Source organism: Rhodanobacter geophilus (genome assembly GCF_040812275.1).
In the GTDB taxonomy this organism is placed as follows: domain Bacteria; phylum Pseudomonadota; class Gammaproteobacteria; order Xanthomonadales; family Rhodanobacteraceae; genus Rhodanobacter_A; species Rhodanobacter_A geophilus.
Window position 1 is genome coordinate 68,738 of sequence record NZ_JBFOHL010000010.1, and the last position, 24,518, is coordinate 93,255.

A 24,518-nucleotide genomic window follows, 5' to 3' on the forward strand; every position below is an offset into this window, starting at 1 on the left:
GATCAGGCGATATGGAATCCGCGCAACGGCTGATCGGGCAGCGCCGTGCGATCCACGGCCGTCACCGTCGCGTGCGGTGGCCCCTGGCGCAGCCAGCGCCCCAGGGCATCAAGCGCCTCCGCCGTGCCGCTGGCGACCACTTCGACACGCCCGTCCGGCAGATTCTTCGCGCAACCGGCCACGCCCAGGCCGAGCGCCTGCTCGCGGGCGCCGGCGCGGAAGCACACGCCCTGCACCCGGCCGCTGACCAGGAAACGCGCGGCCGGCATCAGCGCCGGCCCTTGCCGATCGCCGCATCGAGTTTCGCGGCGTCGATCGGACCGATGAAATGCGTCGCCACCGTGCCGTCCGGCGCGATCAGCCAGGTGGTGGGCAGGCCGAGCGGTTCGTCGAAACCCTTGAGCGGCTTGTCCAGCGTGACCTGGGCGACCGGGTACACCACGGGATGCTTCCTGAGGAAGGACTTGATGTCGGCCGGCTCGCTGTCCTCGTAGGCCAGGCCGATCGCGCGCACATTCGGATGCGTGGCCACGTAATGCGAGAGCTCGGGCATCTCCGTGATGCAGGGCACGCACCAGGTGGCCCAGAAATTCACGATCACCCAGTGCCCGCGCTGCGCGGCGAGGTCGTAGGGCCTGCCGTCCAGCGTGGTGACGCGGATGGCCGGGTGCGCGGGCATCGCGGCACGCGCCGTGCCCAGCAATGCGAGCGGCAGCAGCAACAGTGCAGCGAACCGGATACCGCTATTCATGTGGAAGACTCCGTGCATTGGAGGCCGCGGATGCGGCCGGGAAAACGTGTGCCAGCGATGCGCCCAGCGTCGAGCGCATGACCGCGGCAAGCTCGGCCAGCATCGCCAGCAATTCCTGCGGCAGTTCCAGCTTCAGCTCCGCCGCCTCCTGCGCCGGCTGCAGCGGCAGGCGGTAACGGGTGTGCTGGTATACGCGCAGCAGGTCGGCGCTATCCAGGCTGCGGCTGAGCAACCAGCCGCCGGCCTCGTTGCGCTGGATCAGGCCGGCACGCACGAGGTCGTCGAAATACGCCGCCACCGGCGCGCCACGCAGGCGCGGTTCGCTGGCGCAGATCGATGCGGGAGCCACGCTCTCGCCGCGCCGCTGCGCATCGACGAAATGCCTGAGCACCACCAGCAGGCCGAGGAACTCCGCGCCTTCCGGCAACACCTCGTCGGGCGAGCGGTACTCGTATGCCGAGATCGAGGCGGCGATCGACGCGCCAAGGATCACGATGATCCACGACAGGTAGATCCACACCAGGAGGATCGGGATCGCCGCCAGCGCCTTGCCGTAGATCTGCTGGTAGGTGTGCGCCCCATGCACGAACAGGCGGAAGCCCCAGCGCGCGAACTCGAACAGGATCGCCGCAACCAGCGCGCCCACGGTCGCGTCGCGCCGCGACACGCGGCGGTTCGGCACCAGCGTGTACATCAGCCACAGGGTCACGAAGGTGGCCACGAACGGCACCGCGCGCAGCACGTGCATGCCCTCGCCCGCCGGCGCGGGAGCGGACGCGCCCTGCAGCAACGGCTGCGCGCTCAGGTAGGAACTGATCGCGATGCCGCCGCCCACCAGCACCGGCCCCAGCGTCAGCGCCGCCCAGTACAGCAGCAGGCGCGCACCCCAGCTGCGCGAGCGCTGCACGCGCCAGATGCGGTTCAGGCGGTCCTCGATGCTGACCATCATCGAGATCGCGCTGAACAGCATCATCAGAATGCTGAGGCCCGTGAGCTGGCTCGCGTTGCCGGCGAAGCCCTGCAAGGCGTCCTGGATGTGATGGCCCGCCGCCGGCACGAAATTGCGGAACACGAAATCGAGCAGCAGGTCGCGCGACTGCGCGAACACCGGGAACGCCGCGAACATCGCCAGCGCCGCCACCATCAGCGGCACCAGCGACACCAGGGTGGTGTAGGACAGCGCGCCTGCGGTCTCGAAGCACTTGTCGTCGACGAAGCGCTGCCACAGGAAGCGCCCGAAACTCTGCGTGCGGTCGCGGTCGATGCGCAGTTTCATGGACAACTCGCCAGGCTCGCGGATATCACTCGTACACTAGCGCATCCATCGCAACGCGCCCATACGCATGAACGACATCCTCGTCCTCTACTACAGCCGCAGCGGCCACACCGCGCAGCTGGCGCGACTGATCGCCCGCGGCATCGAGGAGATCCCCGGCGCACGTGCGCGCCTGCGCCAGGTGCCCCCGGTGGCGCCGCTCACCGAAACCGCGCAGCCGCCGGTGCCGGACGAGGGCGCGCCCTACGTGACGAAGCAGGATCTCGCGGAATGCAGCGGGCTCGCATTGGGCAGCCCCACCCGCTTCGGCAACATGGCCGCGCCGCTCAAGCACTTCCTCGACACCACCGGCGCCGAATGGGCCAGCGGCACCCTGGCCGGCAAGCCCGCCGCGCTGTTCACCTCCACCAGCACCATGCATGGCGGCCAGGAATCCACCCTGCTGACGATGGCCCTGCCGCTGCTGCACCACGGCATGCTGATCGTCGGCATTCCCTACACCGAGCCCGCGCTCACCACGACCCGCAGCGGCGGTTCGCCCTACGGCGCCAGCCACGTCGCCGGCCCCAAGGGCGAGCACGCCATCAGCGAGCACGAGCGCGAACTGGCCCGCGCGCTGGGCCATCGCCTCGCCGAAACCGCGCGCAAGCTGGCCGCGGACGCATGAGCACCACCGCCTTGCCGGTCGAGCAGAAGCTCGGCCTCGCCGCCTGGGCCGCGCTCACCGTACTGCAGCTGCTCTGGCACGGCTGGCTGCTGCCGCCGCAGGGCATGCCCGCGGCACCGGTGCTGGCGATCACGGTGATCCCTCTGCTGCTGCCGCTCGCCGCGTTGCGCCAGCCACGCCGCGCCCTGCTCTGGGTCGGCATCCTCGCCTTGTTCTATTTCTGCCACGGCGTGGCGGAAGCATGGAGCGCACCGGTAGAACGCACGCTGGCCATGGCCGAGATCGCGCTGACCCTGCTGCTGATCGGCACGCTGGGTGCGGGCGTGCGGCGCCCGCGCCGCTGACGACGCCTCATCCATCGATCGATCGGGAGACCCGCATGTCCCAGCCCCGCGAACTGCTGAAGGCCGCCGACATCGAGGCCATGGAGGCGGTGGCCAGCCCCCATCCGCTGAACCCGAACGCGCTGTGCCTGCGCAAGTCGCTGGGCGACGCCACCGGGCTCACCCAGCTGGGCTTCCATCGCATCGAGCTGATGCCCGGCCGCGACTCCAGCGAATACCACCGCCACCACTACGAGGAAGAATGCGTCTACGTGCTGGCCGGGCACGGGCGGGCGCTGATCGACGAGCAGGCGCATGCCGTCGGCCCCGGCGACTTCCTCGGCTTCGCGCGCAACGGCGCGGCCCACGTGATCACCAACACCGGCGACGCGCCGCTGGTGCTGCTGGTCGCCGGCCAGCGCCTGGCGCAGGACATCTGCGACTACCCGCACCGCCGCAAGCGCCTGTACATGCGCGGCGAGCAGGGCGACCTGGTCGACTTCGACGCGATCGTGCCGGACTGACCGCTTGCTCACGACGGGCGCAGGCCCTCCAGCCCGGCAAGCACCACCACCGCGATCAGCAGGCCGCCCACGCAGCGCGTGGCCAGTACGCCGCTCGCCGGCCGCCCCTGCATCCAGCTGCGCACGCGACCGGCCAGCAGCGCCAGCGTGCCGTACACGCCGCATTGGGTGAGCGCGATGATCGCCCACAGCACCAGCGCCTGCAGCCACAGCAGGCCATCGGCGGGGCGCAGGAACTGCGGGAAGATCGCCAGCATGAACAGGTAGGCCTTGGGATTGAGCAGGCAGGTGAGCAGCCCCTGGCGGAAGGCCACGCCCAGCGATGATGCCGCGTTTCCGGTCGCCGGCGCCTGCAACACCGCAGCGCTGCGCAGCAGCGAGACGCCGATCCAGGCGATGTACAGCGCGCCCGCCAGCAGCAGCGCGTCGAACACGCCCGGCACCAGCCGGACCAGCACGCTGATCCCCAGCGCCGTCATCAGCACGTGGCAGGCGCCGCCGGCCACGATGCCGCCCAACGCCGCCAGCCCGCGCGCGCGACCACCGCTCAGCGCGCTGCCGAACACGAAGGCCATGTCCAGCCCCGGCAGCGCGATCACTCCGAACACCACCACGAAGAACAGCCACAGCTGGGCGGCGTGGCTCATCGCGCCGCCTCGGCGGCATCCGGCAACCAGCGCAGCCGCGAGCGCGACGTGGGGGCCATCGCCAGCTGTTCCGGCGCGTCGCGCAACATGCCGCTGGCAAGCAGGGCCCTGCCGACGGCCCGCATCGCCGGCTCCAGCCGCGCGTGCAGCGTGGCCTCGTCGCGCACCACGCCCAGCCAGACCAGCCACGGGCCATCCGTGCGCACCGGCAACTGCGGGAAGTTGTTTGGCTCGTCCAGCGTGACCAGGATGCCGGCCGGCCGCGCGCCTGCAACGCGGTAACTCTCGAACTGCGCCTCCGCATGCGCCGCGAGCACTTCCTCGCTGCCCGGCTTCACCGCGAACAGCTGCGCCACCACGATGCCCTGCGCACCCTGCGGTTCGTCCACCGGATCCACCGCCGGCAGCACCGCGACGCCGGCGTCCGCCCGCAACGGGCGCAACAGCAGCACGTCGTCGCTGTCGGGCAGCAGCGCGTTCACTTTCAGGCGGTGCTCGCGCCACAGCGGGCCGTAATAGAACTGCGCGTTCACCACGGGCCGCGCCGGCATGTCGCGGAAGCCGCGCAGCCACACGAACCGGTCCGGCTGCCCGCGCGGCAGGAACTGCCCGAACACCATCGCGCCCAGCTGCTCGAAGGCCTCGGGGAAATAGGCGTCGAAATAGCTGGCGAAGCGCGCCCGCCCGCCCGGGCTCGTGGTGTAGCGGCGCAGTTCGACGACCTGGTAATCGCGCAAGTGGCCGACGCTTGCCGGCACCGGGGGAACTTCGTGCGCCTGCGCGTCGGGGGAGCCGACCGGCGGGGCGTTACCCGCGCCGGCGGTGGGCGGGGCGGACCATCCCGGCAATGGGTGCTGCGGTTCGTTCATGGCGGCTCCCCGGGCGCCGAACGGCGCGGATGGTCGAGTCGCGCACACGCTATGCCTCAATCAGGACAAATCCCGCCCTGATGAATCGCTACACTGCGCGCATGACCCGCCCCACCACCCGCGTGCTGGCCGTGCTGGAGCTGCTGCAGGGCCGCGGCCGCATCAGCGGCCCGGAACTGGCGCGGCAAATCGGCGTGGACGGCCGCACCCTGCGCCGCTACATCGCCATGCTGGAGGAACTGGGCATCCCGATCGTCGCCGAGCGCGGCCGCTACGGCGCCTACCTGCTGGTGCCCGGCTTCAAGCTGCCGCCGCTGATGTTCAGCGACGACGAGGCGCTGGCGCTGTCGGTGGGCCTGGTCGCCGCGCGCGGGCTGGGCCTCGCCGAAGCCGCGCCGGCCGTGGCCAGCGCCCAGGCCAAGCTGGCGCGCGTCACGCCGGAACGCCTGAAGCGCCAGCTGCATGCGATTGCCGAGACGGTGCGCGTCGACCTCGTCCACGCGAGCGACGCGCCGCACAGCAACGACACGCTGATCGTGCTCACCGCCGCGGCGCAGGCGCAGCAACGCGTGCATCTGGACTACACCACGCCGCAAGGCCAGCGCAGCGAACGCGACGTCGATCCCTACGGCCTCGCCTGGCGCGCAGGGGCGTGGTACGTGGTGGGCTGGTGCCACCTGCGCCACGACCTGCGCTCGTTCCGATTGGATCGCGTCGGCGCGGCGCAGCCGCTGGCCGCGCATTTCGAGCGGCCGGCCGGCTTCGATGCGCTGGAGCAGCTCGCCTTCAGCATCGCCACCCTGCCGCGCAGCATCGCGATCGAGGTGCTGCTGCGCACCGACCTGAAGACTGCCAGCGACGCCTTCTCGCTCGCCTTCGGCCTGTTCGAACCGGTGGCCGGCGGCGTGCTCCTGCGCAGCAGCGCGGACGATCTCGACTGGTTCGCCCGCCAGCTGGCGCGCCTGTCGTTCGACTTCGAGGTGCGCGCACCGGCGCGCCTGCGCGGCGCGCTCAGGCGCCACGCGGCACGCCTGCAGAAGCGGGCCAGCGCCGGCGCCTGAGCGCGATCCACGACTCACGCGGCGCGGACGGCCCCTTGCCTATACTGGCGCGGTCGATCCGCACCGGAGCCGGTCATGGGATTCCTGCAAGACGCCCCGCAGCTTGCCCACCCGTACCGCAGCGACCGCCTGCTGCACGCGCTGCTGGATCGCGCCCTGCCCACTGCACGCCGCGCCGCGCTGGACGCCGACCTCGATGCGCTGGGCGATTACGCGCTGATGGCATGGCAGCGCGCCGCCGTCACCACGCGGCGCAAGCCGGTGCTCACGCCGTGGGACGCCTGGGGCCGCCGCGTCGACCGCATCGAGCTGACCACAGCATGGCAGGAAGGCCCCGGCATCACCACTCGCCACGCCGTGCTGGCCAGCGGCCACGAGAACCACGAGCACGCGCGGCTGGAGGAATTCGCCCGCGTCTACCTCTACCACGTGGCCAGCGAGTTCTACACCTGTCCGCTGGCGATGACCGACGGTGCGGCCACGGCGCTGAAGGCTTCCGGCAACCAGGCGCTGGTCGAGCGCGCGCTGCCGCATTTCCTCAGCCGCGACGCGGCGACGTTCTGGCTCAGCGGCCAGTGGATGACGGAAACGCACGGTGGCTCGGACGTGGGCCACACCGAAACGCAGGCGCGGCAGGGTGCCGACGGCCAGTGGCGGCTGCATGGCCGCAAGTGGTTCAGCTCGGCCGTGGTGGGCGAGGCGGCGCTGGCGTTGGCCAGGCCCGAAGGCGCCGGGAGTGGCTCCGCGGCGCTGGCGCTGTTCTACGTGGAGACGATGGACGGTGCCGCGCGCAAGTCCGGACTCGTCATCGACCGCCTCAAGGACAAGCTGGGCACGCACGAACTGCCCACCGCCGAGATCCACCTGGACGGCCTGCCGGCCTGGCCGCTGGGCGAGCTGGCGAACGGCGTGCGCCAGGTGGCGCCGATGCTCAACGTCACGCGCACCTGGAACGCGGTGTGCGCCGTCGCCAGCATGGCGCGGGCGATCGCGCTGGCCCGCGACTACGCCGGGCGGCGGCAGGTGTTCGGGCGGCCCTTGGTCGAGCAGCCCTTGCACGCGCAGACGCTGGCCGACATGCAGGCCGAGTTCGAGGGCGCCTTCGCGCTGGCCTTCGAGGTGGCGCAGCTGCTGGGCCGGGTGGAACATGGCGCCGCCGCACCGCACGAGGCCACGCTGCTGCGCCTGCTCACCCCGCTGGCGAAACTGTGGACGGGCAAGCTCGCGGTGCGCCTCTGCTCCGAGGCGCTGGAGTGTTTCGGCGGCGCCGGCTACATCGAGGACACCGGCCTGCCGCAACTGCTGCGCGACGCGCAGGTGTACGCGATCTGGGAAGGCACCACCAATGTGCTGGCGCTGGACGCGCTGCGCGCGCTGGCGGGCGACGGGCTGGGCGCGCTGCGCGGCGCCATCGCCGCGTGGCTGCAGGACGGCGATCCGCACGCCGCGTTCGCGATCGACGCCGCACTGGACGCCGCCGCCAGCCATCTCGATGCACCATCCACCGATCGCGCCGTGCTGGAAGCCGGTGCGCGGGGGCTGGCACTCACCCTGGCACGCAGCGCGGCGGCGGCCCTGCTCGCCAGACAGGCAATGCGGGCACAGGCGCGTGGCGACGCACGACCTGCCGCAGCCCTGCGCCGCTTCCTCGGCCACGGCCTGCTGCGGCTGGCCGATACCGGCATGGACGACACCGCCCTGCTGCTGGGTTGAGCGGGTGGACGGCATGAACGGCTAAAATGCCGTTCTACCCCTCTCGGCGCAGCGACCATGCAGCATCTCACCATCGTCACCACCGGCGGCACCATCGACAAGATCTACTTCGACGACAAGTCGGACTACAAGATCGGCGCGCCGCAGATCGGCGAGATCCTGGGCCAGCTCGGCGTGGCGTTCCAGTTCGACGTGATCCCCATCCTGCGCAAGGACAGCCTGCACGTCACCGACGAGGACCGCACGCTGATCCGCTCCACCATCGAGGCGCAGCCGCATCGCCACGTGCTGGTGACCCACGGCACCGACACCATGGTGGAAACCGCCAGGGTGCTGGCCAGTATCCCCGGCAAGGTGATCGTGCTCACCGGCGCGCTGAACCCTGCACGCTTCCAGGGCTCGGACGCGGTGTTCAACATCGGCTGCGCGGTGGCCGCGGTGCAGACCCTGCCCGACGGCGTGTACATCGCGATGAACGGCCGCGTGTGGGATCCGGCGAAGGTGCGCAAGAACCGGGCGGAGAACCGGTTCGAGGAAGCGGGGGGCTGAAGAGCGCTTTCTTCCTCCCCCTCGGGGAGAGGATCGAGGCGAGGCGCTGGCTTGCGGAAGCGCTGCAAGGGAAGCGCGCTTCGATCTTCCATTTTCGCGAGGTTGGCCCCTCACCCCCGCCCACTCCCCGCAGGGAGAGGGAGCAAAAGCTAGAGCATCCCCGTTTCCAGCTTCGCCAACTCGGACATCATCGAGTGGTTCCACGGCGGGTCGAACACCAGGTCGATGTCGGCCTCGGCGATGGTGGGGATCATCTCCAGCTTGGTGCGGGCGTCGTCCACCAGGATGTCGCCCATGCCGCAGCCGGGCGCGGTGAGGGTGAGCTTGACGTAGACCTTGCGCTGGCCGTCCTCGCGCTGTTCCAGGCTGAGGTCGTAGACCAGGCCCAGCTCGACCACGTTCACCGGGATCTCCGGGTCGAACACGGTGCGCAGCTGGTCCCACGCGAGTTTTTCCACGTCGGCGTCGGTGGCGTCGTCCGCTACCTCGATCGGCGGCGGCGGCTCCTTGCCCAGCGCGTCGGCGTCCTTGCCCGCGATGCGGAACAGGTTGCCTTCCACGTACACGGTGAAGCTGCCGCCCAGCGCCTGGGTGATGTAGCCGATCTGGCCGGCGGGCAGGTTCACCGTTTCGCCCTGCGGCACCATCACCGCCTCGCAGTCGCGCATCAGGGTGAAGGGTTCGCTGCTCAGACTGAAACCGCTCATGCCACTCGCCAATCCGTCGTCAATGAAGGGCGCCACGCGGCGCGCCAGACTGCCTATTATGCCGTGCCGCGCCGCTGCCTACCTGCTCCAGATCAGGCCGGCGCCGCGGAATTGCAAGCTGCGGCATGCCCGCGCAGGGCGGCGACCGGCCATGGCGACCGGCTATGATCGGCGCCTTGCCTGCCGGACCGATGCATGCGCCACCTCCCCTCATTCCGCCCTGCGCCATGAAGCCGCGCGACGTTCCGCTGTATGTGTTCGCCCTGTTCTGCGCCGCGATGATGGGCCTGGCGGTGGGCGCGACGTGGATGGTGGCGGCCATGTACCTGCGCCAATCCGCGCCCTGGCTGGCGCTGGCGGCAGGCGTGGTGCTGGCGTGGGCGATCCGCCACTGGGTTCGCCGCCCCGGTGCCGGCGCGGCGGTGCTGGCGGCCTTCGCCACCCTGCTGGCCGCGCTCTACTTCAACGTGCTGATGGCCGCGATCAAGCTCGCCGGCAACTTCGGCATGAGCCTCACCGACACGCTGCACACGGCCGGCACCGGCATGCTGCTGTCGCTGGCGCGGCTGGGCCTGCGCCCGGTCGACTGGATCTGGTACGCAGTGGGCGCGCTGCTGGCGGCGTGGCTGGCCTGGCGCCGGAAGCAGTGATCCTTGCGGGCACCACGACCGTCCCCTTCCGTACCTTTGCGATCATCCCTGATCGCTGAAATCAAACGGGCGGCCATCCGTGGCCGCACTCTTCATACGTAACCTTTGCGCTCATCCATGATCGCTAGAGTCAAACGGGCGGCCATCCATGGCCGCACTCTTCATACGTAACCTTTGCGCTCATCCATGATCGCTAGAGTCAAACGGGCGGCCATCCATGGCCGCACTCCTCATACATCGAGAGACTTCAACTCGCTGACCAGTTGGCCGGCGGCGGCCTGGCCGTCGCCGTACAGCATGCGGGTGTTGTCGGCGTAGAACAGGGCGTTCTCGATGCCGGCGAAGCCGGTGCCCTTGCCGCGCTTGACCACGATCACCTGCTTCGCCGCGGCCACGTCGAGGATGGGCATGCCGTAGATCGGCGAGGCCGGATCGGTCTTCGCCACCGGGTTCACCACGTCGTTCGCGCCTATCACCAGCACCACGTCGGTGTTCGGGAACTCGGGGTTGATGTCGTCCATGTCCTCGATCAGGTCGTAGGGCACGCCCGCCTCGGCCAGCAGCACGTTCATGTGGCCGGGCATGCGGCCGGCCACCGGGTGGATCGCGAACTTCACCTTCACCCCGCGCTCGATCAGCAGCTTGGCGAATTCCCACACCTTGTGCTGCGCCTGCGCCACCGCCATGCCGTAGCCCGGCACGATCGCCACGCGCTCGGCGTAGGCCATCATCACCGCCGCGTCGGCGGCCTCGATCGGCTTCTGCGCGCCGGCGATTTCCTGCGCCACGCCGCCCGCCGCCGCGCCGAAGCTGCCGAACAGCACGTTGCCCAGCGAGCGGTTCATCGCCTTCGCCATCAGCTGGGTCAGCAGGGTACCGGCCGCGCCCACCACCATGCCGGCGATGATCATCGCCTCGTTGCCCAGCACGTAGCCCTCGAACGCCACCGCCAGTCCGGTGAAGGCGTTGTACAGCGAGATCACCACCGGCATGTCGGCGCCGCCGATCGGCAGCGTCATCAGCAGGCCGAACAGCAGCGCGAACACGAAGAAGCCTGCGATCACCGGCAGCGTGAGGTCGCCACCGACCAGCATCGCGCCGTGCAACAGCGCCAGCAGCAGCACCAGCAGGTTCACGATGCGCTGGCCGGGGAACACGAAACGCTTGTCCAGCCAGCCCTGCAGCTTGGCGAAGGCGACCAGCGAGCCGGAGAAGCTCACCGCGCCGATCAGCGCACCCAGCACGCCCAAGCCCAGTGCCACAGGCGGCAACGGTGGCGGTACGCGAATGAGGTCAATTGACGAATTCATCGCCCAGACTTCAGGGCGCAACGGCGAGATGTTCGGCACCAACACTGGTGAGCCGTCCCCCATCCGCATCACAACGTGCTGAACGTGGGCCACCAGCTCCACCGCGCCGATGCCCGCCGCCGCGCCGCCGCCCATGCCGTTGTACAGCGCCACCATCTGCGGCATCGCGGTCATCGCCACGCGGCGGCCGCTCCACCACGCCGCCGCCACGCCGATCAGCACCGCGGCGAGGATCAGCCCGCGGTGGTGCATGTCCGGCAGCGCGAAGGTGGCCAGCACCGCCAGCAGCATGCCCACGCCCGCCCACACGATGCCGCCGCGTGCGGTGCGCGGCGAACTCATGCGTTTCAGACCCAGGATGAACAGCAGCGCGGCGAGGAAATAGCAGGCCTTGACCAGGGTGGGCAGCCAGCTCATGCCTTGCCTCCCGGCTGCTTCGCGCTGGGCTTGAACATCTCCAGCATGCGCTCGGTGACCACGTAGCCGCCGGCGGCGTTGCCGGCGCCCAGCAGCACGGCGAGGAAGCCCAGGCCGGTCTCGAACGGCGTGGTGGCGTGGCCAAGCGCTATCATGGCGCCCACCAGCACGATGCCGTGAACGAAGTTGGAACCGGACATCAGCGGGGTGTGCAGGATCACCGGCACCCGCGCGATGATCTCGTGACCGGTGAACGCGGCCAGCATGAAGATGTACAGCGCCAGGAACCCGTCGATCATGACCCCGCCCCCAATGAGTGCCGCCTGCCGGGACACCGGCATCCCCGCATCATACGGGTGCCGGTCAACCCGCGCGAGCCTGCGGCGTTGAGCACGGGTGTCGATCCGATGGAGCCCAGGCATGCATCTGCCGACGATGCGGACGAGGCGGCCATGAACAGCCTCGCCGGCACACTCGATGCCGAACTGCTGGCCGAAACCGCGCAGGAGACCCCGGCCACCCTCGACGCCTTCCTGGCGCAGGTGGAGCGGCGCGCCTTCCGCGTGGCGGAGCTGAACTTGCGCCAACGCGAGGACGCCATGGACGCGGTGCAGGACGCCATGCTGCGGCTGGTCAAGCATTACCGCGACAAGCCGGCCGCCGAATGGGCGCCGCTGTTCTGGGGCATCCTGCGCCGGCGCATCGTCGACCTGCAGCGCCGCCGCAAGGTGCGCTCGATCGTGGTGGGCTGGCTGGGCGGCGGCCGCGACGACGAGGGCGACGAATTGCCCAGCTGGGAGCCGGCCGACCACGGCCCGGGTCCGCTGGATCGCCTGCAGGATGCGCAGTCCTGGAGCGACCTCAGCGCCGCGCTGCGCGAATTGCCGCAGCGCCAGCGCGAGGCCTTCATGCTGCGCATGCTGGAGGGCCTGGACGTGGCCGAGACCGCACAGGCCATGGGCTGCTCCGAGGGCAGCGTGAAAACGCATCTGTCGCGCGCCATGCAACGGCTGCGCGGGCAACTGGAGGACTGGCGATGAACACGCCCGACAAGCACAGGCCTGATGAGAGCAGGCCGGACCACATGCCGGACAAGCGGCTGGAACAGCGCGCCCGCGCGCTCTACCACGAGGCCGCGCGATGCATCGACCCCGCCACCGCGGGCCGCCTGCGCGCCGCGCGCCGCGAGGCGCTGGCTGGCGCGCAACAGGCGCACCGGCCGCACCATCTCGCGCGCTGGCTGGTGCCGTCAGGCGCCTGTGCGGTGATCGCGTTGGCCGCCTTGCTGGTATGGCCGTCCGCGCCGCGCCCGATCGTCGCCACCCCGACCACTGCCGCAGCCGGCACCGGCGGCGAAACCGACAACGCACTGCCGCCCGACCCCGAGCAGGCCGATCCCAACCTGTACCAGAACCTCGACTTCTACGGCTGGCTGGCCGCCAACGACAGCCAGCCCCCCACGCACTGACCCATGACCCTGCCCGCACGCCCGCTGCTGTCGTTCACCCTCGCCATCCTGCTCGGCGGCCTCGCCGCGCCCGTGCTGCATGCGCAGAATGCGCCGGTGCCGACCCGGTGGAACAGCCTCACGCCCGCCCAGCGCGACGTGCTGGCGCCGCTGCGGCAGGAGTGGAACGGCATGCCGCCACGCCGGCAGCAGCGCCTGCTGGAGAAGAGCGAGCAATGGGTGACCCTGCCGCCCGCCAAGCGCGAGGAAATCCGCGAACGCATTGCGCGCTGGCAGCAGATGACGCCGGCCGAGCGCCAGCAGGCGCGCGAAAACCAGCGCCTGTTCCGCCAGCTGCCGCCCGCGCAGCGCGAGCAGCTGCACGCGGCCTACCAGCGGTTCCAGCAATTGCCGCCGGAGCAACGTGCCCGGCTGATGCAGCAATGGCACGCCATGCCGCCGGAACAGCGGCTGCAGTGGCTGCACCACGGTCAGGGACACTGACCGGCCGCAGCGCCGGTGCCGCGCCAGCCACGACGCACGGCACCCGAACGATCAGCCCCTGAACAGCACCTCGCCGGCGCGCACCAGGCAGCTCTTCGCCACCAGCTCGTCGTCGAAGTCCGGCTGCAGCGCGCCATCCTTCAGCAACAGCTCGGCGAAGTTCACCACGTTGCGCGCGTACATCTCCGAGGCATGCAGCGGCGCACCGGCCGGCAGGTTCAGCGGGCCCAGGATGCTGACGCCGCCCTGTTCCACGCGCTCGCCTGGCCGGGTCAGTTCGCAGTTGCCGCCGCTTTCGGCGGCGAGGTCCACGATCAAGGCACCGGGCTTCATGCCCGCCACCATCGCGGCGGAGAGGATCTTCGGCGCCGGCCGCCCCGGCACCGCGGCCGTGCTCACCACCACGTCGAAGGCCTTCAGGTGCTCGGCCAGCGCCTGCTGCTGCGCCGCGCGCTCTTCCGCCGACAGCTCGCGCGCATAGCCGCCGCTGCCGGCGGCGCTGACGCCAAGGTCGAGGAACTTCGCGCCCAGCGATTCCACCTGCTCGCGCGTCTCCGGGCGCACGTCGTAGCCCTCGGTCTGCGCGCCCAGCCGGCGCGCGGTGGCGATCGCCTGCAGGCCGGCCACGCCGGCGCCGATCACCAGCACCTTCGAGGGACGGATCGTGCCCGCCGCGGTGGTGAGCATGGGGAAGAACTTCGGGCAGGCCTCGGCGGCGATCAGCATGGCGCGGTAGCCGGCCACCGCCGCCTGCGAGCTGAGCACGTCCATCGCCTGCGCGCGGGTGGTGCGCGGCAGCAGTTCCAGCGCGAACGCGGTGAGCCGGCGAGCGGCCAGCGCCGCGATGCGCGCGGGCGCGCCGTAAGGCCGCAACTGCCCCACCACGACCACACCTTCGCGCAGCTGCGCGAACACCGCATCCGCGGGCGGCAGCACGCAGGCCAGCAGGTCGGCCTGCGCCAACACTTCGCCGGCAGCCGCGAAATCCGTGTTCGCATACAGCTCGTCCGGGAAGCCGGCCGACGCGCCCGCGCCGCGTTCCAGCAGCACGCGCAGGCCCTTGCCGCCGAGCTTCTTCGCCATCTCGGGCGTGATCGCCACGCGGCGTTCGCCGGCGACGGTTTCGCGCAAGGCGGCTACGGTGATCGGCATGGCGCATCCCCTCGTGGACGATCGCCGCATCTTATCGGTTCGGCCCGCAAACGCCACTCATCCACGCCGGCGGGTGCGCTTGGACATGCCGGCTGCGCGCGCTAATCTGACCCACCGCCGGAGAACATGATGCCCGTGTCCACCCCGCACGACGAACTGCTGGCGCTGGCGCGCGCGGCCCGCGCGCAGGCCCACGCCCCGTATTCCGGCTTCGCCGTGGGCGCGGCCCTGCTCGCCCGCGACGGCCGCCGCTTCGCCGGCTGCAACGTCGAGAACGCTGCCTATGGCCTGTGCAACTGCGCCGAGCGCACCGCGCTGTTTGCCGCCATCGCGGCCGGCTGCAAGCCGGGCGACTTCGCCGCGATCGCGGTGATCGCCGACACCGACGCGCCGGTCAGCCCCTGCGGCGCCTGCCGCCAGGTGCTGAGTGAACTGTGCGACGGCGACATGCCGGTGCTGCTCGCCAACCTGCACGGCGACACCACGCAGACCAGCGTGGCGGCGCTGCTGCCCGGCGCGTTCACCCTGCCGCCACGCTGATGCACCGCCCCGCGCGGGTTACCATGCGGCTTTCCGCAACACGGTTCCACCATGGCCGCCCCGCTTGAACTGCTGCTGCAGCGCCATTCCGTTCCCTCGCGCCAACTGGGCGAACCCGCACCCGACGAAGCCACGCTGCGCGAGCTGCTCGGCGCCGCGATCCGCGTGCCGGATCACGGCAAGCTGGTGCCGTTCCGGCTGGTCCGCCTGGCCGGCGAAGCCAAGCTGCGCTTCGGCGAGCGACTGGCCGAACTGGCGATCCGCAAGCAGCCGGAACTGTCCGAGGCCAAGCGCGAGAAGGAACGCCTGCGCTACACCTTCGCGCCGCTGGTGATCGCGGTGGTCGCGCGCCTCGACGACACCAGCAAGGTGCCCGAGATCGAGCAACGCCTGTGCGCCGGCAACGTGGCGTACAACATCCTGCTCGGCGCCAGCGCGCTGGGTTACGGTGCGCAGTGGCTCACCGGCTGGGCCGCCTACGATCCCGACGTGGCGGCCATCCTCGGCCTGGCCGCGAACGAGCACGTGGTCGCCTTCGTGCACCTGGGCACGCCGCAGATCGAGGTGCCCGACCGCGAGCGCCCGCTGCTCGATGAGCTCCTGGGCACCTGGACGCCATGAGCGCGCGACACCGCGATGCCGCCCACCTGGTCGACGGCAGCCTGTACGTGTTCCGCGCCTGGCACTCGATGCCGGACGAGTTCCACGACGCCGACGGCCATCCGGCCAACGCCGTGCACGGTTACACCCGCTTCCTGTGCGAACTGCTGGAAAAGGCGCGGCCGGAACGGCTGGCGGTGGCCTTCGACGCCTCGCTCACCAGCTCGTTCCGCAACGCGATCTACCCACCCTACAAGGCCAACCGCGAGCTGCCGCCGCCCGACCTCGAACGCCAGTTCGTGCTGTGCCGCGAAGTGACCGCGGCGCTCGGCATCACCGTGATGATCGACCACAGCTACGAAGCCGACGACCTGATCGGCAGCGCGCTGTGGAGCCTGCGCGCACACGGCGTGCCCGGCGTGATCGTCTCCGCCGACAAGGACTTCGGCCAGCTGCTGGGCGAGCACGACGAGCAGTGGGACTACGCCCGCAACCTGCGCTGGGGCCCCGCCGGCGTGCACGAGAAACTCGGCGTGCACCCGCACCAGGTCGCCGACTACCTCGCGCTGTGCGGCGACGCCGTGGACAACATCCCCGGCGTGCCCGGCATCGGCGCCAAGACCGCCGCCGCCCTGCTCAGCCACTTCGGCAGCCTCGACGCCCTGCTCGAACGCGTGGACGAGGTCCCCTTCCTGCGCCTGCGCGGCGCCGCCAGCTGCGCCGCGAAACTGCGCGAACACGGCGAACAGGCACGGCTCTACCGGCGGCTCACCCGCATCGCGCTGGACGCGCCGGTGCCCGAAGATGCCGATTCACTGCTGCGCCTGGCCGGCGACAGCGCCGCGCTCGATGCGCTGTGCGAGCGCTTGCGCTTCGGGCCGTTGACGCGGACGCGGCTCAAGGCCCTGCTGGCGTAAACCGGCGCCGCTCAATCCGCATCCTCGGTCGACTGCCTGTCTCCGTCCACGCCCAGCGTGCGCACCTGAAGTTGCTTGCCGTCCGGTGTCAGCGCGGACACCTGCAGGCTGCCACCCTTGTCGCCGCCTTTCGCCACCACTACCGGCACGGCCTTGGCATCGAGCAGCATGAACATGGTGTTGCCCTTGCCGTCGACCATCAGGCCGACGCGATCGCGATCCGTGCCCTTCGGTGTGCTCGACGCATCCAGTGCCACCGCCGCGCTGCCATTGGCCATGGTGCCCATGCCGCCGCGCTCGAGACCGGTGCCATCGTAGAAGGTGACGCCCGCAACACGGCTCAGCCGATGACCGCCCGCGGGATCCTGACCGATCCGCACGCGCACCGTGCCGGTGTCATCCACCGCATAGATGCGATGCACCCGTATCTCGCGCTGCACGATGCCGCCCACGCCGTACCAGGCGAGGAACAGCGCCACCACCAGCAACAGCAGGCCGAGCATGCCCCAGCGGGCGCGCTGCAGCGAGCGCTCCAGCCGGGCCAGGCGCACCTCCAGGACTTCGGGGCTTGCCGAATTCATGCGTGTTCCTTTGCGGTGGGTGGGGACGCGACGGACGCTAGCACCCGGGTGAATCCGGCGGCAATCGCCTGTCCGTGTCGATAATCCGCCGCCCCGTTCGTCGCTGCAGCGGAAGGCCGCCGGCACGGCCCCGCCTCCGACCACCCAAGGACCCCGCCATGAGTCTGCTGCTCTACATGCACCCGCTGTCCTCGTTCTGCCACAAGGTGCTGATCGCGCTGTACGAGAACGACACGCCGTTCGAGCCGCGCGAGGTGCGGCTGGACGAGGAAGCCTCGCGCGAGGCGTTCCGCAAGGTCTGGCCGATCCTGCGCTTCCCGGTGCTGCGCGACGAGGCGCGCGGCCGCACCGTGCCGGAATCCAGCATCGTCATCGAGTACCTGGCGCGGCACTATCCCGGCCGCACGGCGCTGCTGCCCGCCGATCCGCAGGCCGCGTTCGAGGTGCGCGAGCGCGACCGCTTCTTCGACCTGTACCTGCACGTGCCCACGCAGAAGATCATCACCGACCGGCTGCGCCCCGAAGGCGGCCACGACGCGGTCGGCGTGGCGCAGGCGCGCGGGCAGTTGCGCACCGCCTACGCGCTGGTCGAGCAGGAAATGCGCGAACGCACCTGGGCCATGGGCGACACATTCAGCATGGCCGACTGCGCGGCGGCGCCGCCGCTGTTCTATTCCGCGTGGGCGGAGCCGCTGGACGACTTCCCGCACGTCGCCGCCTACCGGCAGCGGCTGATGGAGCGGCCGTCCTTCGCCCGCGCGCTGCGCGAGGCCGAGCCGTACCTGCAGTTCGTGCCGAAGGCGGCACCCTGAGAATCAGGCCAGCGCCAGCACGTCGCCCAGCAGCGCCTGCGCGGTGACTTCCGGCCCCGCGCCCGGCCCCTGGATCACCAGCGGCTGGGTGTGGTAGCGGGTGGTGGTGAGCGCGAACTGGTTGTCGGTGCCGTGGAGGCGCGCGGCGGGATGCCCGGCGGGCACTTCGACCAGGCCCACGCGGGCGCGGCCACGCTGGTTGAGCCGGGCGAGGAAGCGCAGCACGTTGCCGCGTGCCTTCGCCTCGGCGTGGAGCGTGGCGAGCGGTTCGTCGAGTTCCTCGAGGCGGGCGAGGAACTGCCCGGTGTCGAGCGCACGCAGGGCTTCCGGCACCAGGCTTTCCACCTGCACCTCGTCCCAGCCCAGCGCGAAGCCGGCGTTGCGGGCGATGATCAGCAGCTTGCGCGCCACGTCCTCGCCGGACAGGTCGGCGCGCGGGTCAGGCTCGGTGTAGCCCAGTTCGCGCGCCTCGCGCAGCAATGCGGAAAACGGGCGACTGCCGTCGTAGCTGTTGAACAGGTAGCTGAGCGAGCCGGAGAACACGCCCTCCAGCGTGAGCAGCGCGTCGCCGCACTGGCGCAGGCGGCGCAGCGTGGAAAGCACCGGCAGGCCCGCGCCCACGGTGGCGGAATCGCCGTAGCGCGCGCCGTTGGCCAGCGCCGCCTGCAGCGCGCGCCACCCCTGCAGTTCACCGCCGCCCAGCGACTTGTTGGCGGTGACCACGTGATAGCCGCGATCCAGCCATTCCGCATGGCGTGCGGCGAGCGTGGCGCTGGCGGTGGCATCCACGATCACCTTGATCGCGGCATCGCCGGCGTCGAGTGCGGCGAGCAGGGCCGCGTCGTCGCGCGGCGCGCCGGCCCCCTTGAGCTGCTCGCGCAGGTTGCGCTCGGCCAGCTTCGCGGGCTCGGTCTGCTGGTGGCGCGAATTGGCCGCGCCCACCAGTTGCAGCGCGGCGGCGGCCGGCGTGTTGAGCAACTTCAGGAAGGCGCCGCCGACCACGCCGGTGCCCAGCAGCACCACGGCGACGGCGGGCGCCGCCGCGCGTTTCGCCGCGGGCGCGGCTTCGGCCAGCACCGCGCTCATGCACCCACCACGCGTTTGGATTTGCCCGCGGCCGCCGCGCGCGCCAGCCCGGCGTCGAGGTCGCGCAGCAGGTCGTCGCCATCCTCGATGCCCACCGACACGCGCAGCAGGGTGTCGGCGATGCCGGCCTTGCGGCGCGCTTCCGGCGCCATCGCGGCATGGGTCATGGTGGCCGGGTGCGCGACCAGGCTTTCCACGCCGCCCAGCGACTCGGCCAGCGAGAAGTATTCCAGGCCGTCGACGAAGGCGGCGATCTGCGCCTCGCCACCTTCCAGCTCGAAGCTGAGCATGGCGCCGAAGCCCTGCTGCTGGCGCGCGGCCAGCGCGTGGTACGGGCTGGACGCGAGGCCGGGGTAGTACACCTTGCGCACCACGGCATGGCCGTCCAGGTGCGCGGCGATGCGCTCGGCGTTTTCCTGGTGCTGGCGCAGGCGCACGCCCAGCGTGCGCAGGCCGCGCAGGGTGAGGTAGCTGTCGAACGGCGCGCCGGTGAGGCCGTTGCAGTTGCCCCACCACTTCAATTGCTCGGCCAGCTCCGGCGTGCGCGCCACCACGGCGCCACCCACCACGTCGCTGTGGCCGTTGATGTACTTGGTGGTGGAGTGCACCACCACGTCGGCGCCCAGCGCCAGCGGCTGCTGCAGGGCGGGCGACAGGAAGGTGTTGTCCACCACCACCAGCGCGCCGACGGCGTGCGCGGCCTGCGCCACGTGGCGGATGTCGGTGATGCGCAGCAGCGGATTGGACGGCGTCTCCACCCACACCAGCGCGGGCCTGGCGGCAAGGCCGGCGGCCAGCGCGGCGGGATCGGTGAGGTCGGCGAACTGCACCGCGAAGCGGCCCTTCTTCGCCCAGGCGTCGAGCAGGCGCCAGGTGCCGCCGTAGCAGTCGTGCGCGGCCAGCACCGTGGCACCGGCCGGCACCAGTTCCAGCGCCAGCGCCACCGCGGCCATGCCGCTGGCGGTGACCACCGCGCCCGCGCCCTGCTCCAGCTCGGCCAGCGCGTTCGCCAGCAGGTCGCGCGTGGGGTTGCCGCTGCGCGAATAGTCGTAGGGACGCTTCTTGCCGAAGCCCTCGAAGCTGTAGTTGGTCGAGAGGTGCAGCGGCGGCACCACCGCGCCGTGCTGGGTGTCGCTCTCGATGCCGGCGCGCACGGCGCGGGTGCTGGAGGCGGTGTCGTCGCTCATGGGGTTCTCCCGAAATCCAAGACGTTGCTATGTGTTGTATGCGTGTTTCAGCGCAGGGCTTCGCGCAGCAGCGGCGCGAGTTGCTCCGGCTCCTTGAGGAAGGCGTCGTGGCCATAGGGCGACTCCACCACCTCCAGCGTGGCGGGGCCACGCAGGCGGCGCTGCAGTTCGCAGAGGTCGGCCAGCGGCACCAGGCGATCGGAGGGGAAGCCGATCAGGGTGGCCGGCAGCGGCACCTGCTCGGGCTTCACGTCGTGCAGGTCGATGGACTCGGACAGCGCGAGGAAGCGCTCGGCGTCGAAGCGTTCGACGAAGCGGCGGCCCTGGTGTTCCAGGTAATCCTCGACCGGGAAATGGAAGCGGTCGCCGCGCCACTCCGGCGCGCCGGCGAAGCGGCGACCGAACTCGGCGCTGCCGCGGTAGGTGGTCATAGCCAGCTGGCGCGCCAGCGCCAGCGCCTCGTCCAGCCGGCCGCTCTGCTGGCCCAGCCGCACGATGCCGCGCTGCACGCTGCGCTGCGCGGTGGAAAGCGGATGCGCCCGGTGCGCGCCGCACAGCAGCACCAGCCGCTCGGCCCGCTGTGGATGACGCGCGGCGAAGGCCAGCGCCACCATCGCGCCATAGGACGAACCGATGAAGGCCTGCGCGCGGGCGATGCCCAGCGCGTCCAGCAGCGCGGCCAGCGCATCGGCCTGGTCCTCGCTGGAGACGGTGCTGGTGCCCAGTTCGGCGGGGACCAGCCAGTCGATCGCCAGCACGCGGTAGCGCTCGAGATCGACCGCCGCGCCCGCGGCCACCAGCGGCTGCCACCAGCCCGGCGCCGCATCGGCCGGCGCGGTGACGTCGCGGTCGGCGGAGATGCCGCCCTGCACGATCACGGTGGGCGCATCCGGCGCACCGCACCACAGGTAGCGCACGTCGACCCCGCGCGGGCCGCTGCCGTACTTCGGATTGAGCGCCAGCCGCCGCGTGCTGCGCTGCACGCCGAGCCCGCCGCGCGCACGCGGCACGACGGGGAGCGCGACCACTTCGGCGGTACAGGGGGGGCGGGTTTCGGGCAGCTGGCTCATGCGTCTCTCCGGTCGGCATCGCCCTGCGGATGCCGGAGAGGAGCCCCGCGCGTACGGCACGAGTGCCGCCTGCGCAAGCCGCCCATCTGCCGGGGCGCCATGGCGCCACCGCAGGAGTTGGCACCGTCGCGGAACATTCCGCAGGTTGCCCCGGCTTCAAAGGGCCTGTCCCTCAGCCGGTCTCGATGAGTGGGGCAAATATGCCGGTGCCGCGCAAACCTGTCAATAGACGTCTAAACGTCTGGACGTGCATATGCATATTAGTGATATGTATTTGCCGCCCGCATGATGACCGGCGCAGGCTGGGTGCACCGTTCGCAAAGGAGTACCGCATGAGCCTGCAACTGGGCGACACCGCTCCCGACTTCACCCTCGATTCCACCGCCGGCACGGTGCGCTTCCACGACTACGCGGGCGACCACTGGGTGGTGTTCTTCTCGCACCCGAAGGATTTCACCCCGGTGTGCACCACCGAGCTGGGCGCGTTCGCCAGCCGCAAGGCGGAGTTCGACGCGCGCAACACGAAGCTGATCGGCCTGTCGGTGGACTCGGTGGCCGACCACCACGGCTGGGCGAAGGATGTCGCCGAGGTGGGCGGCGCGGAAATCAACTACCCGCTGCTGGCCGACCCCGAGCTGGAAGTGGCGAGGCTCTACGGCATGTTCCACCCCAAGGCCGACCCCAAGGTCACCGTGCGCTCGGTGTTCGTGATCGACCCGCAGAAGAAGGTGCGGCTGATCCTCACCTACCCGCCGAGCGCGGGCCGCAACGTGGACGAGGTGCTGCGCGTGCTCGACTCGCTGCAGCTCACCGACGGCCGCAAGCTCACCACGCCGGTGGACTGGCAGCCGGGCGACGACGTGATCATCGCCCCCTCGGTGTCCGACGAGGACGCGCGCAAGCTGTATCCCGAGGGCTGGCGCACGCTGAAGCCCTATCTGCGCCTGGTGCCCGCTCCGGCGGCGTGAATGGTTTCCGGCCCCCGCACGCAGCCTGCCAAATGCAAAAGTCTCGGTGGAAAGTCCTGTTCGCGCTGAGCGTGGCTTGCGATAGTAAGCGCAGTCGAAGCGCCGCCACGACGTCCCTTCGACTTCGGCCCTTCGGGCCTTCGCTCAGGACGAACGGTGACAGGCTATCGAGACTCGTTGCCAATCAGGCTGCGCACCATCACCCCACCCGAGCCGCGTGCAGACCATGAGCATCCAAGCCGACCTCTCCGCCAGCGTGGGCCACACCCCGCTGATCCGCCTGCGCCACGCCAGCGAGCTCACCGGCTGCGAGGTGCTGGCCAAGGCCGAGCTCCTGAATCCCGGCGGATCGATCAAGGACCGCACCGCGCTGGGCCTGGTGCTGGATGCGGAGCGGCGCGGCGAACTGCAGCCGGGCGGCCTCATCGTGGAGGGCACCGCGGGCAACACCGGCATCGGCCTGGCGCTGGTCGGCGCCAGCCGCGGCTATCGCACGGTGATCTTCATGCCCGACACGCAAAGCGCGGAGAAGATCGCCGCGCTGCGCGTCACCGGCGCCGAGGTGCGGCTGGTGCCCGCCGTGCCCTACAAGGACCCCAACCACTACGCCCACCACGCACGCCGCCACGCCGAGGCGCTGAACGCGGCGCGGCCTGGCAGCGCGTGGTTCGCCGACCAGTTCGACAACACCGCGAACCGCGACTGGCACGCCGCCACCACCGGCGTGGAGATCTGGGAGCAGACCGGCGGCCGCGTGGACGGCTTCGTCTGCGCCGCCGGCACCGGCGGCACCCTGGCCGGCGTGGGCCATGCGCTGAAGGCGCGCAAGCCCGCGGTGCGCATCGCGCTGGCCGACCCGGCCGGCTCCGCGCTGGCCAGCTACGTGCGCACCGGCGAGCTCGCCGCCAGCGGCAACTCGATCAGCGAGGGCATCGGCTCCAGCCGCGTCACCGCGAACTTCGACGGCGCGCCGATCGACCTCGCCTGGTCCATCCCCGACGACGAGTCCGTGCCGCTGGCGCACCGCCTGCTGCACGAGGAAGGCTGGTGCGTGGGCGGCTCCAGCGGGGTGAACATCGCCGGCGCGATCCGGCTCGCCCGCGCGCTCGGCCCCGGCCACACCATCGTCACCGTGCTCGCCGACGCCGGCACGCGCTACCAGGCCAAGCTGTTCAACCCCGCCTTCCTGCGCGGGAAGGGCATCCCGGTGCCGGCGTGGCTGAAGCAGGCGTTCCCGGCCGCGGCACCGGTCCAGCCGCCACAGGCGGAAATCGTGCACCGGGTGTTCGCCAAGGCGCTCTGATCCACTGCCCGCCCACGGCCACGCGCAAGGCCGTGCCGCTGCACGGGCTTCCTGCTAGCGTGCGCGCATGAACGCCCCCACGCCTCCCGATTTGCGCGTCGCCCTGCGGCGCGACGGCTTCGCCTTCGTCACCGCCGACACCATGCGCGACCTGCTGGCCGCGACCGCGCTCGACGACTGGCCCGCGTTCGCCGCGAGCTGGAACCAGCTCGGCGAAGACGGCTACCTCGCCGCGCGCGGCCGCCAGCGCCGCCGCCGGCACGCGGTGTTCGCCGCCGATGCCGGCGGCGCGATCCGCCGCGAGCCGCACCAGCCGCATTACCAGAGCTTGGCCTACAACCCGCTGCAGGGCGACATCGAGCGCTGGTTCGAGCCGGTCGCGCCGGCGATCGCGGACGGCGCCAGCCTGCAGCGCATCCTCGCGTTCTGCCGCGACGGCTTCGGCGCGCTGGCGCCGGAGGTACGGCAATGGCGCATCGAGGTGCACCAGTTCCGCATCGAGGCGCGCGCCGACGAGGCCGGCGAGCCCACCCCCGAAGGCGTGCACCGCGACGGCGTGGACTACGTGCTGGTATTGCTGATCGACCGCGAGAACATCGAGCGCGGCACCACCACCATCCATGCCCCCGACGGCCGCGAGCTGGGCCAGTTCACCCTCGCGCGTGCCTTCGATGCCGCCCTGCTCGACGACCACCGCGTGTTCCACGGCGTCACCCCGGTGGTGCCCAAGGATCCCGGACAACCCGCGCACCGCGACGTGCTGGTGGTGACGTTCAAGGCAAGCTGAGCGCCCACTCCACGCCAGGGATGGTGCGCAAGAGCGCAAGCCCACACGCCGTCCGGAGCCTTTCTTCACGCATCGTCCGTATATTGGTGCCTCCCCGACG

The 24,518-nt window shown here is 71.0% G+C and carries 30 protein-coding genes and 1 riboswitch; of the genes, 17 read left to right on the top strand and 13 right to left on the bottom strand.

Translation table 11 applies throughout. The features are described from left to right. Window positions 1–2: 2 nt before the first annotated feature. The 3 genes from ABQJ56_RS12095 to ABQJ56_RS12105 are packed head-to-tail and all read right to left on the bottom strand — an operon-like array spanning window position 3 to window position 2,027. Window positions 3–269: an acylphosphatase gene (locus tag ABQJ56_RS12095; protein ID WP_367845256.1), complete on the bottom strand. Its 267-nt coding sequence runs from the start codon at window positions 267–269 to the stop codon at window positions 3–5. Next, complete coding sequence (locus ABQJ56_RS12100) at window positions 269–751, bottom strand: TlpA family protein disulfide reductase (protein ID WP_367845257.1); 483 nt, start codon at window positions 749–751, stop codon at window positions 269–271. The genes ABQJ56_RS12095 and ABQJ56_RS12100 overlap by 1 nt, the downstream gene beginning before the upstream one ends. After that, window positions 744–2,027 (bottom strand): YihY family inner membrane protein, encoded by a 1,284-nt coding sequence (locus tag ABQJ56_RS12105; RefSeq protein ID WP_367845258.1) that lies wholly within the window; start codon window positions 2,025–2,027, stop codon window positions 744–746. Before ABQJ56_RS12105 ends, ABQJ56_RS12100 begins: the two co-directional genes overlap by 8 nt. A gap of 67 nt (window positions 2,028–2,094) precedes the next feature. Between ABQJ56_RS12105 and wrbA the strand changes: the two genes are divergently transcribed. The 3 genes from wrbA to ABQJ56_RS12120 are packed head-to-tail and all read left to right on the top strand — an operon-like array spanning window position 2,095 to window position 3,541. After that, entirely contained in the window at window positions 2,095–2,694 is a 600-nt protein-coding gene (gene wrbA, locus ABQJ56_RS12110) for an NAD(P)H:quinone oxidoreductase (RefSeq protein ID WP_367845259.1), read from the top strand. Further along, window positions 2,691–3,038 carry a DUF2069 domain-containing protein gene (locus tag ABQJ56_RS12115; protein WP_367845260.1) on the top strand — a complete coding sequence of 116 codons (348 nt, stop codon included), beginning with the start codon at window positions 2,691–2,693 and terminating at the stop codon, window positions 3,036–3,038. The genes wrbA and ABQJ56_RS12115 overlap by 4 nt, the downstream gene beginning before the upstream one ends. A 35-nt stretch (window positions 3,039–3,073) precedes the next feature. Next, entirely contained in the window at window positions 3,074–3,541 is a 468-nt protein-coding gene (locus ABQJ56_RS12120; RefSeq protein ID WP_367845261.1) for a cupin domain-containing protein, read from the top strand. A gap of 8 nt (window positions 3,542–3,549) precedes the next feature. Here the strand turns inward: ABQJ56_RS12120 and ABQJ56_RS12125 are convergent, their stop codons facing one another. Both ABQJ56_RS12125 and ABQJ56_RS12130 read right to left on the bottom strand, forming a co-directional pair. Then, a complete protein-coding gene (locus ABQJ56_RS12125) occupies window positions 3,550–4,188 on the bottom strand; it encodes a LysE family translocator (RefSeq protein ID WP_367845262.1) in 639 nt (212 codons plus the stop codon). Then, complete coding sequence (locus ABQJ56_RS12130) at window positions 4,185–5,057, bottom strand: hypothetical protein (protein ID WP_367845263.1); 873 nt, start codon at window positions 5,055–5,057, stop codon at window positions 4,185–4,187. The genes ABQJ56_RS12125 and ABQJ56_RS12130 overlap by 4 nt, the downstream gene beginning before the upstream one ends. An 80-nt stretch (window positions 5,058–5,137) precedes the next feature. On the opposite strand from ABQJ56_RS12130, the gene ABQJ56_RS12135 reads away from it, so the two are divergent. The 3 genes from ABQJ56_RS12135 to ABQJ56_RS12145 all read left to right on the top strand — a co-directional run bounded on the left by ABQJ56_RS12135 (window position 5,138) and on the right by ABQJ56_RS12145 (window position 8,380). Further along, window positions 5,138–6,118 (top strand): helix-turn-helix transcriptional regulator, encoded by a 981-nt coding sequence (locus ABQJ56_RS12135; RefSeq protein ID WP_367845264.1) that lies wholly within the window; start codon window positions 5,138–5,140, stop codon window positions 6,116–6,118. A 75-nt stretch (window positions 6,119–6,193) separates the two neighbouring features. Continuing rightward, window positions 6,194–7,831 carry an acyl-CoA dehydrogenase family protein gene (locus tag ABQJ56_RS12140; protein ID WP_367845265.1) on the top strand — a complete coding sequence of 546 codons (1,638 nt, stop codon included), beginning with the start codon at window positions 6,194–6,196 and terminating at the stop codon, window positions 7,829–7,831. Window positions 7,832–7,888: 57 nt separating this feature from the next. Further along, the gene (locus tag ABQJ56_RS12145) at window positions 7,889–8,380 is read left to right on the top strand and encodes an asparaginase domain-containing protein (protein ID WP_367845266.1); all 492 of its coding nucleotides are present in this window, start codon (window positions 7,889–7,891) and stop codon (window positions 8,378–8,380) included. Between the two features lie 149 nt (window positions 8,381–8,529). Here the strand turns inward: ABQJ56_RS12145 and sufT are convergent, their stop codons facing one another. After that, the gene (gene sufT, locus ABQJ56_RS12150; protein ID WP_367845267.1) at window positions 8,530–9,087 is read right to left on the bottom strand and encodes a putative Fe-S cluster assembly protein SufT; all 558 of its coding nucleotides are present in this window, start codon (window positions 9,085–9,087) and stop codon (window positions 8,530–8,532) included. Window positions 9,088–9,314: 227 nt separating this feature from the next. Between sufT and ABQJ56_RS12155 the strand changes: the two genes are divergently transcribed. Further along, window positions 9,315–9,737 (top strand): hypothetical protein, encoded by a 423-nt coding sequence (locus tag ABQJ56_RS12155; protein WP_367845268.1) that lies wholly within the window; start codon window positions 9,315–9,317, stop codon window positions 9,735–9,737. A 230-nt stretch (window positions 9,738–9,967) separates the two neighbouring features. On the opposite strand, the gene ABQJ56_RS12160 is transcribed toward ABQJ56_RS12155, so the two are convergent. Together ABQJ56_RS12160 and ABQJ56_RS12165 are read right to left on the bottom strand one after the other, a co-directional pair. After that, window positions 9,968–11,464, bottom strand: coding sequence for an NAD(P)(+) transhydrogenase (Re/Si-specific) subunit beta (locus ABQJ56_RS12160; RefSeq protein ID WP_367845269.1), 1,497 nt, complete (start codon window positions 11,462–11,464; stop codon window positions 9,968–9,970). Continuing rightward, a complete protein-coding gene (locus ABQJ56_RS12165) occupies window positions 11,461–11,763 on the bottom strand; it encodes an NAD(P) transhydrogenase subunit alpha part 2 (RefSeq protein ID WP_367845270.1) in 303 nt (100 codons plus the stop codon). Before ABQJ56_RS12165 ends, ABQJ56_RS12160 begins: the two co-directional genes overlap by 4 nt. 153 nt (window positions 11,764–11,916) lie before the next feature. Between ABQJ56_RS12165 and ABQJ56_RS12170 the strand changes: the two genes are divergently transcribed. From ABQJ56_RS12170 to ABQJ56_RS12180, 3 genes are read left to right on the top strand one after another with little or no spacing between them, the layout of a single operon-like run. Next, window positions 11,917–12,504, top strand: a complete 588-nt coding sequence (locus tag ABQJ56_RS12170) for an RNA polymerase sigma factor (protein WP_367845271.1) — start codon at window positions 11,917–11,919, stop codon at window positions 12,502–12,504. Then, complete coding sequence (locus tag ABQJ56_RS12175; protein ID WP_367845272.1) at window positions 12,501–12,932, top strand: hypothetical protein; 432 nt, start codon at window positions 12,501–12,503, stop codon at window positions 12,930–12,932. Before ABQJ56_RS12170 ends, ABQJ56_RS12175 begins: the two co-directional genes overlap by 4 nt. Window positions 12,933–12,935: 3 nt before the next feature. Further along, a complete protein-coding gene (locus ABQJ56_RS12180; protein ID WP_367845273.1) occupies window positions 12,936–13,415 on the top strand; it encodes a DUF3106 domain-containing protein in 480 nt (159 codons plus the stop codon). 51 nt (window positions 13,416–13,466) lie between these two features. Here ABQJ56_RS12180 and ABQJ56_RS12185 read toward each other — a convergent pair whose 3' ends face one another. Next, on the bottom strand, window positions 13,467–14,567 hold the full coding sequence (locus tag ABQJ56_RS12185; RefSeq protein ID WP_367845274.1) for an NAD(P) transhydrogenase subunit alpha: 1,101 nt from the start codon (window positions 14,565–14,567) through the stop codon (window positions 13,467–13,469). Between the two features lie 126 nt (window positions 14,568–14,693). Here ABQJ56_RS12185 and cdd point away from each other — a divergent pair, with 126 nt between their 5' ends. From cdd to ABQJ56_RS12200, 3 genes are read left to right on the top strand one after another with little or no spacing between them, the layout of a single operon-like run. Then, the gene (cdd, locus tag ABQJ56_RS12190; RefSeq protein ID WP_437343424.1) at window positions 14,694–15,107 is read left to right on the top strand and encodes a cytidine deaminase; all 414 of its coding nucleotides are present in this window, start codon (window positions 14,694–14,696) and stop codon (window positions 15,105–15,107) included. A gap of 51 nt (window positions 15,108–15,158) precedes the next feature. Then, window positions 15,159–15,728, top strand: a complete 570-nt coding sequence (locus ABQJ56_RS12195; protein ID WP_367845276.1) for a nitroreductase family protein — start codon at window positions 15,159–15,161, stop codon at window positions 15,726–15,728. Next, the gene (locus ABQJ56_RS12200) at window positions 15,725–16,624 is read left to right on the top strand and encodes a 5'-3' exonuclease (RefSeq protein ID WP_367845277.1); all 900 of its coding nucleotides are present in this window, start codon (window positions 15,725–15,727) and stop codon (window positions 16,622–16,624) included. The genes ABQJ56_RS12195 and ABQJ56_RS12200 overlap by 4 nt, the downstream gene beginning before the upstream one ends. 11 nt (window positions 16,625–16,635) lie before the next feature. Here the strand turns inward: ABQJ56_RS12200 and ABQJ56_RS12205 are convergent, their stop codons facing one another. Then, a complete protein-coding gene (locus ABQJ56_RS12205) occupies window positions 16,636–17,205 on the bottom strand; it encodes a hypothetical protein (protein ID WP_367845278.1) in 570 nt (189 codons plus the stop codon). 158 nt (window positions 17,206–17,363) lie between these two features. Between ABQJ56_RS12205 and ABQJ56_RS12210 the strand changes: the two genes are divergently transcribed. Next, window positions 17,364–18,017, top strand: coding sequence for a glutathione S-transferase family protein (locus ABQJ56_RS12210; protein ID WP_367845279.1), 654 nt, complete (start codon window positions 17,364–17,366; stop codon window positions 18,015–18,017). 3 nt (window positions 18,018–18,020) lie between these two features. Here ABQJ56_RS12210 and ABQJ56_RS12215 read toward each other — a convergent pair whose 3' ends face one another. From ABQJ56_RS12215 to metX, 3 genes are read right to left on the bottom strand one after another with little or no spacing between them, the layout of a single operon-like run. After that, window positions 18,021–19,103: a homoserine dehydrogenase family protein gene (locus ABQJ56_RS12215; RefSeq protein WP_367845280.1), complete on the bottom strand. Its 1,083-nt coding sequence runs from the start codon at window positions 19,101–19,103 to the stop codon at window positions 18,021–18,023. Further along, on the bottom strand, window positions 19,100–20,290 hold the full coding sequence (metB, locus tag ABQJ56_RS12220; protein ID WP_367845281.1) for a cystathionine gamma-synthase: 1,191 nt from the start codon (window positions 20,288–20,290) through the stop codon (window positions 19,100–19,102). The genes ABQJ56_RS12215 and metB overlap by 4 nt, the downstream gene beginning before the upstream one ends. Window positions 20,291–20,337: 47 nt before the next feature. Next, window positions 20,338–21,360, bottom strand: coding sequence for a homoserine O-succinyltransferase MetX (metX, locus tag ABQJ56_RS12225; protein WP_367845282.1), 1,023 nt, complete (start codon window positions 21,358–21,360; stop codon window positions 20,338–20,340). Between the two features lie 79 nt (window positions 21,361–21,439). Further along, a riboswitch (SAM riboswitch) is annotated at window positions 21,440–21,552 on the bottom strand. Window positions 21,553–21,692: 140 nt separating this feature from the next. Here metX and ABQJ56_RS12230 point away from each other — a divergent pair. From ABQJ56_RS12230 to ABQJ56_RS12240, 3 genes are all read left to right on the top strand, one after another. Continuing rightward, on the top strand, window positions 21,693–22,328 hold the full coding sequence (locus ABQJ56_RS12230) for a peroxiredoxin (RefSeq protein WP_367845283.1): 636 nt from the start codon (window positions 21,693–21,695) through the stop codon (window positions 22,326–22,328). Window positions 22,329–22,554: 226 nt separating this feature from the next. Beyond that, a complete protein-coding gene (locus ABQJ56_RS12235) occupies window positions 22,555–23,631 on the top strand; it encodes a cysteine synthase A (protein WP_367845284.1) in 1,077 nt (358 codons plus the stop codon). A 67-nt stretch (window positions 23,632–23,698) separates the two neighbouring features. Beyond that, complete coding sequence (locus tag ABQJ56_RS12240) at window positions 23,699–24,418, top strand: 2OG-Fe dioxygenase family protein (RefSeq protein WP_367845285.1); 720 nt, start codon at window positions 23,699–23,701, stop codon at window positions 24,416–24,418. Window positions 24,419–24,518: the final 100 nt, after the last annotated feature.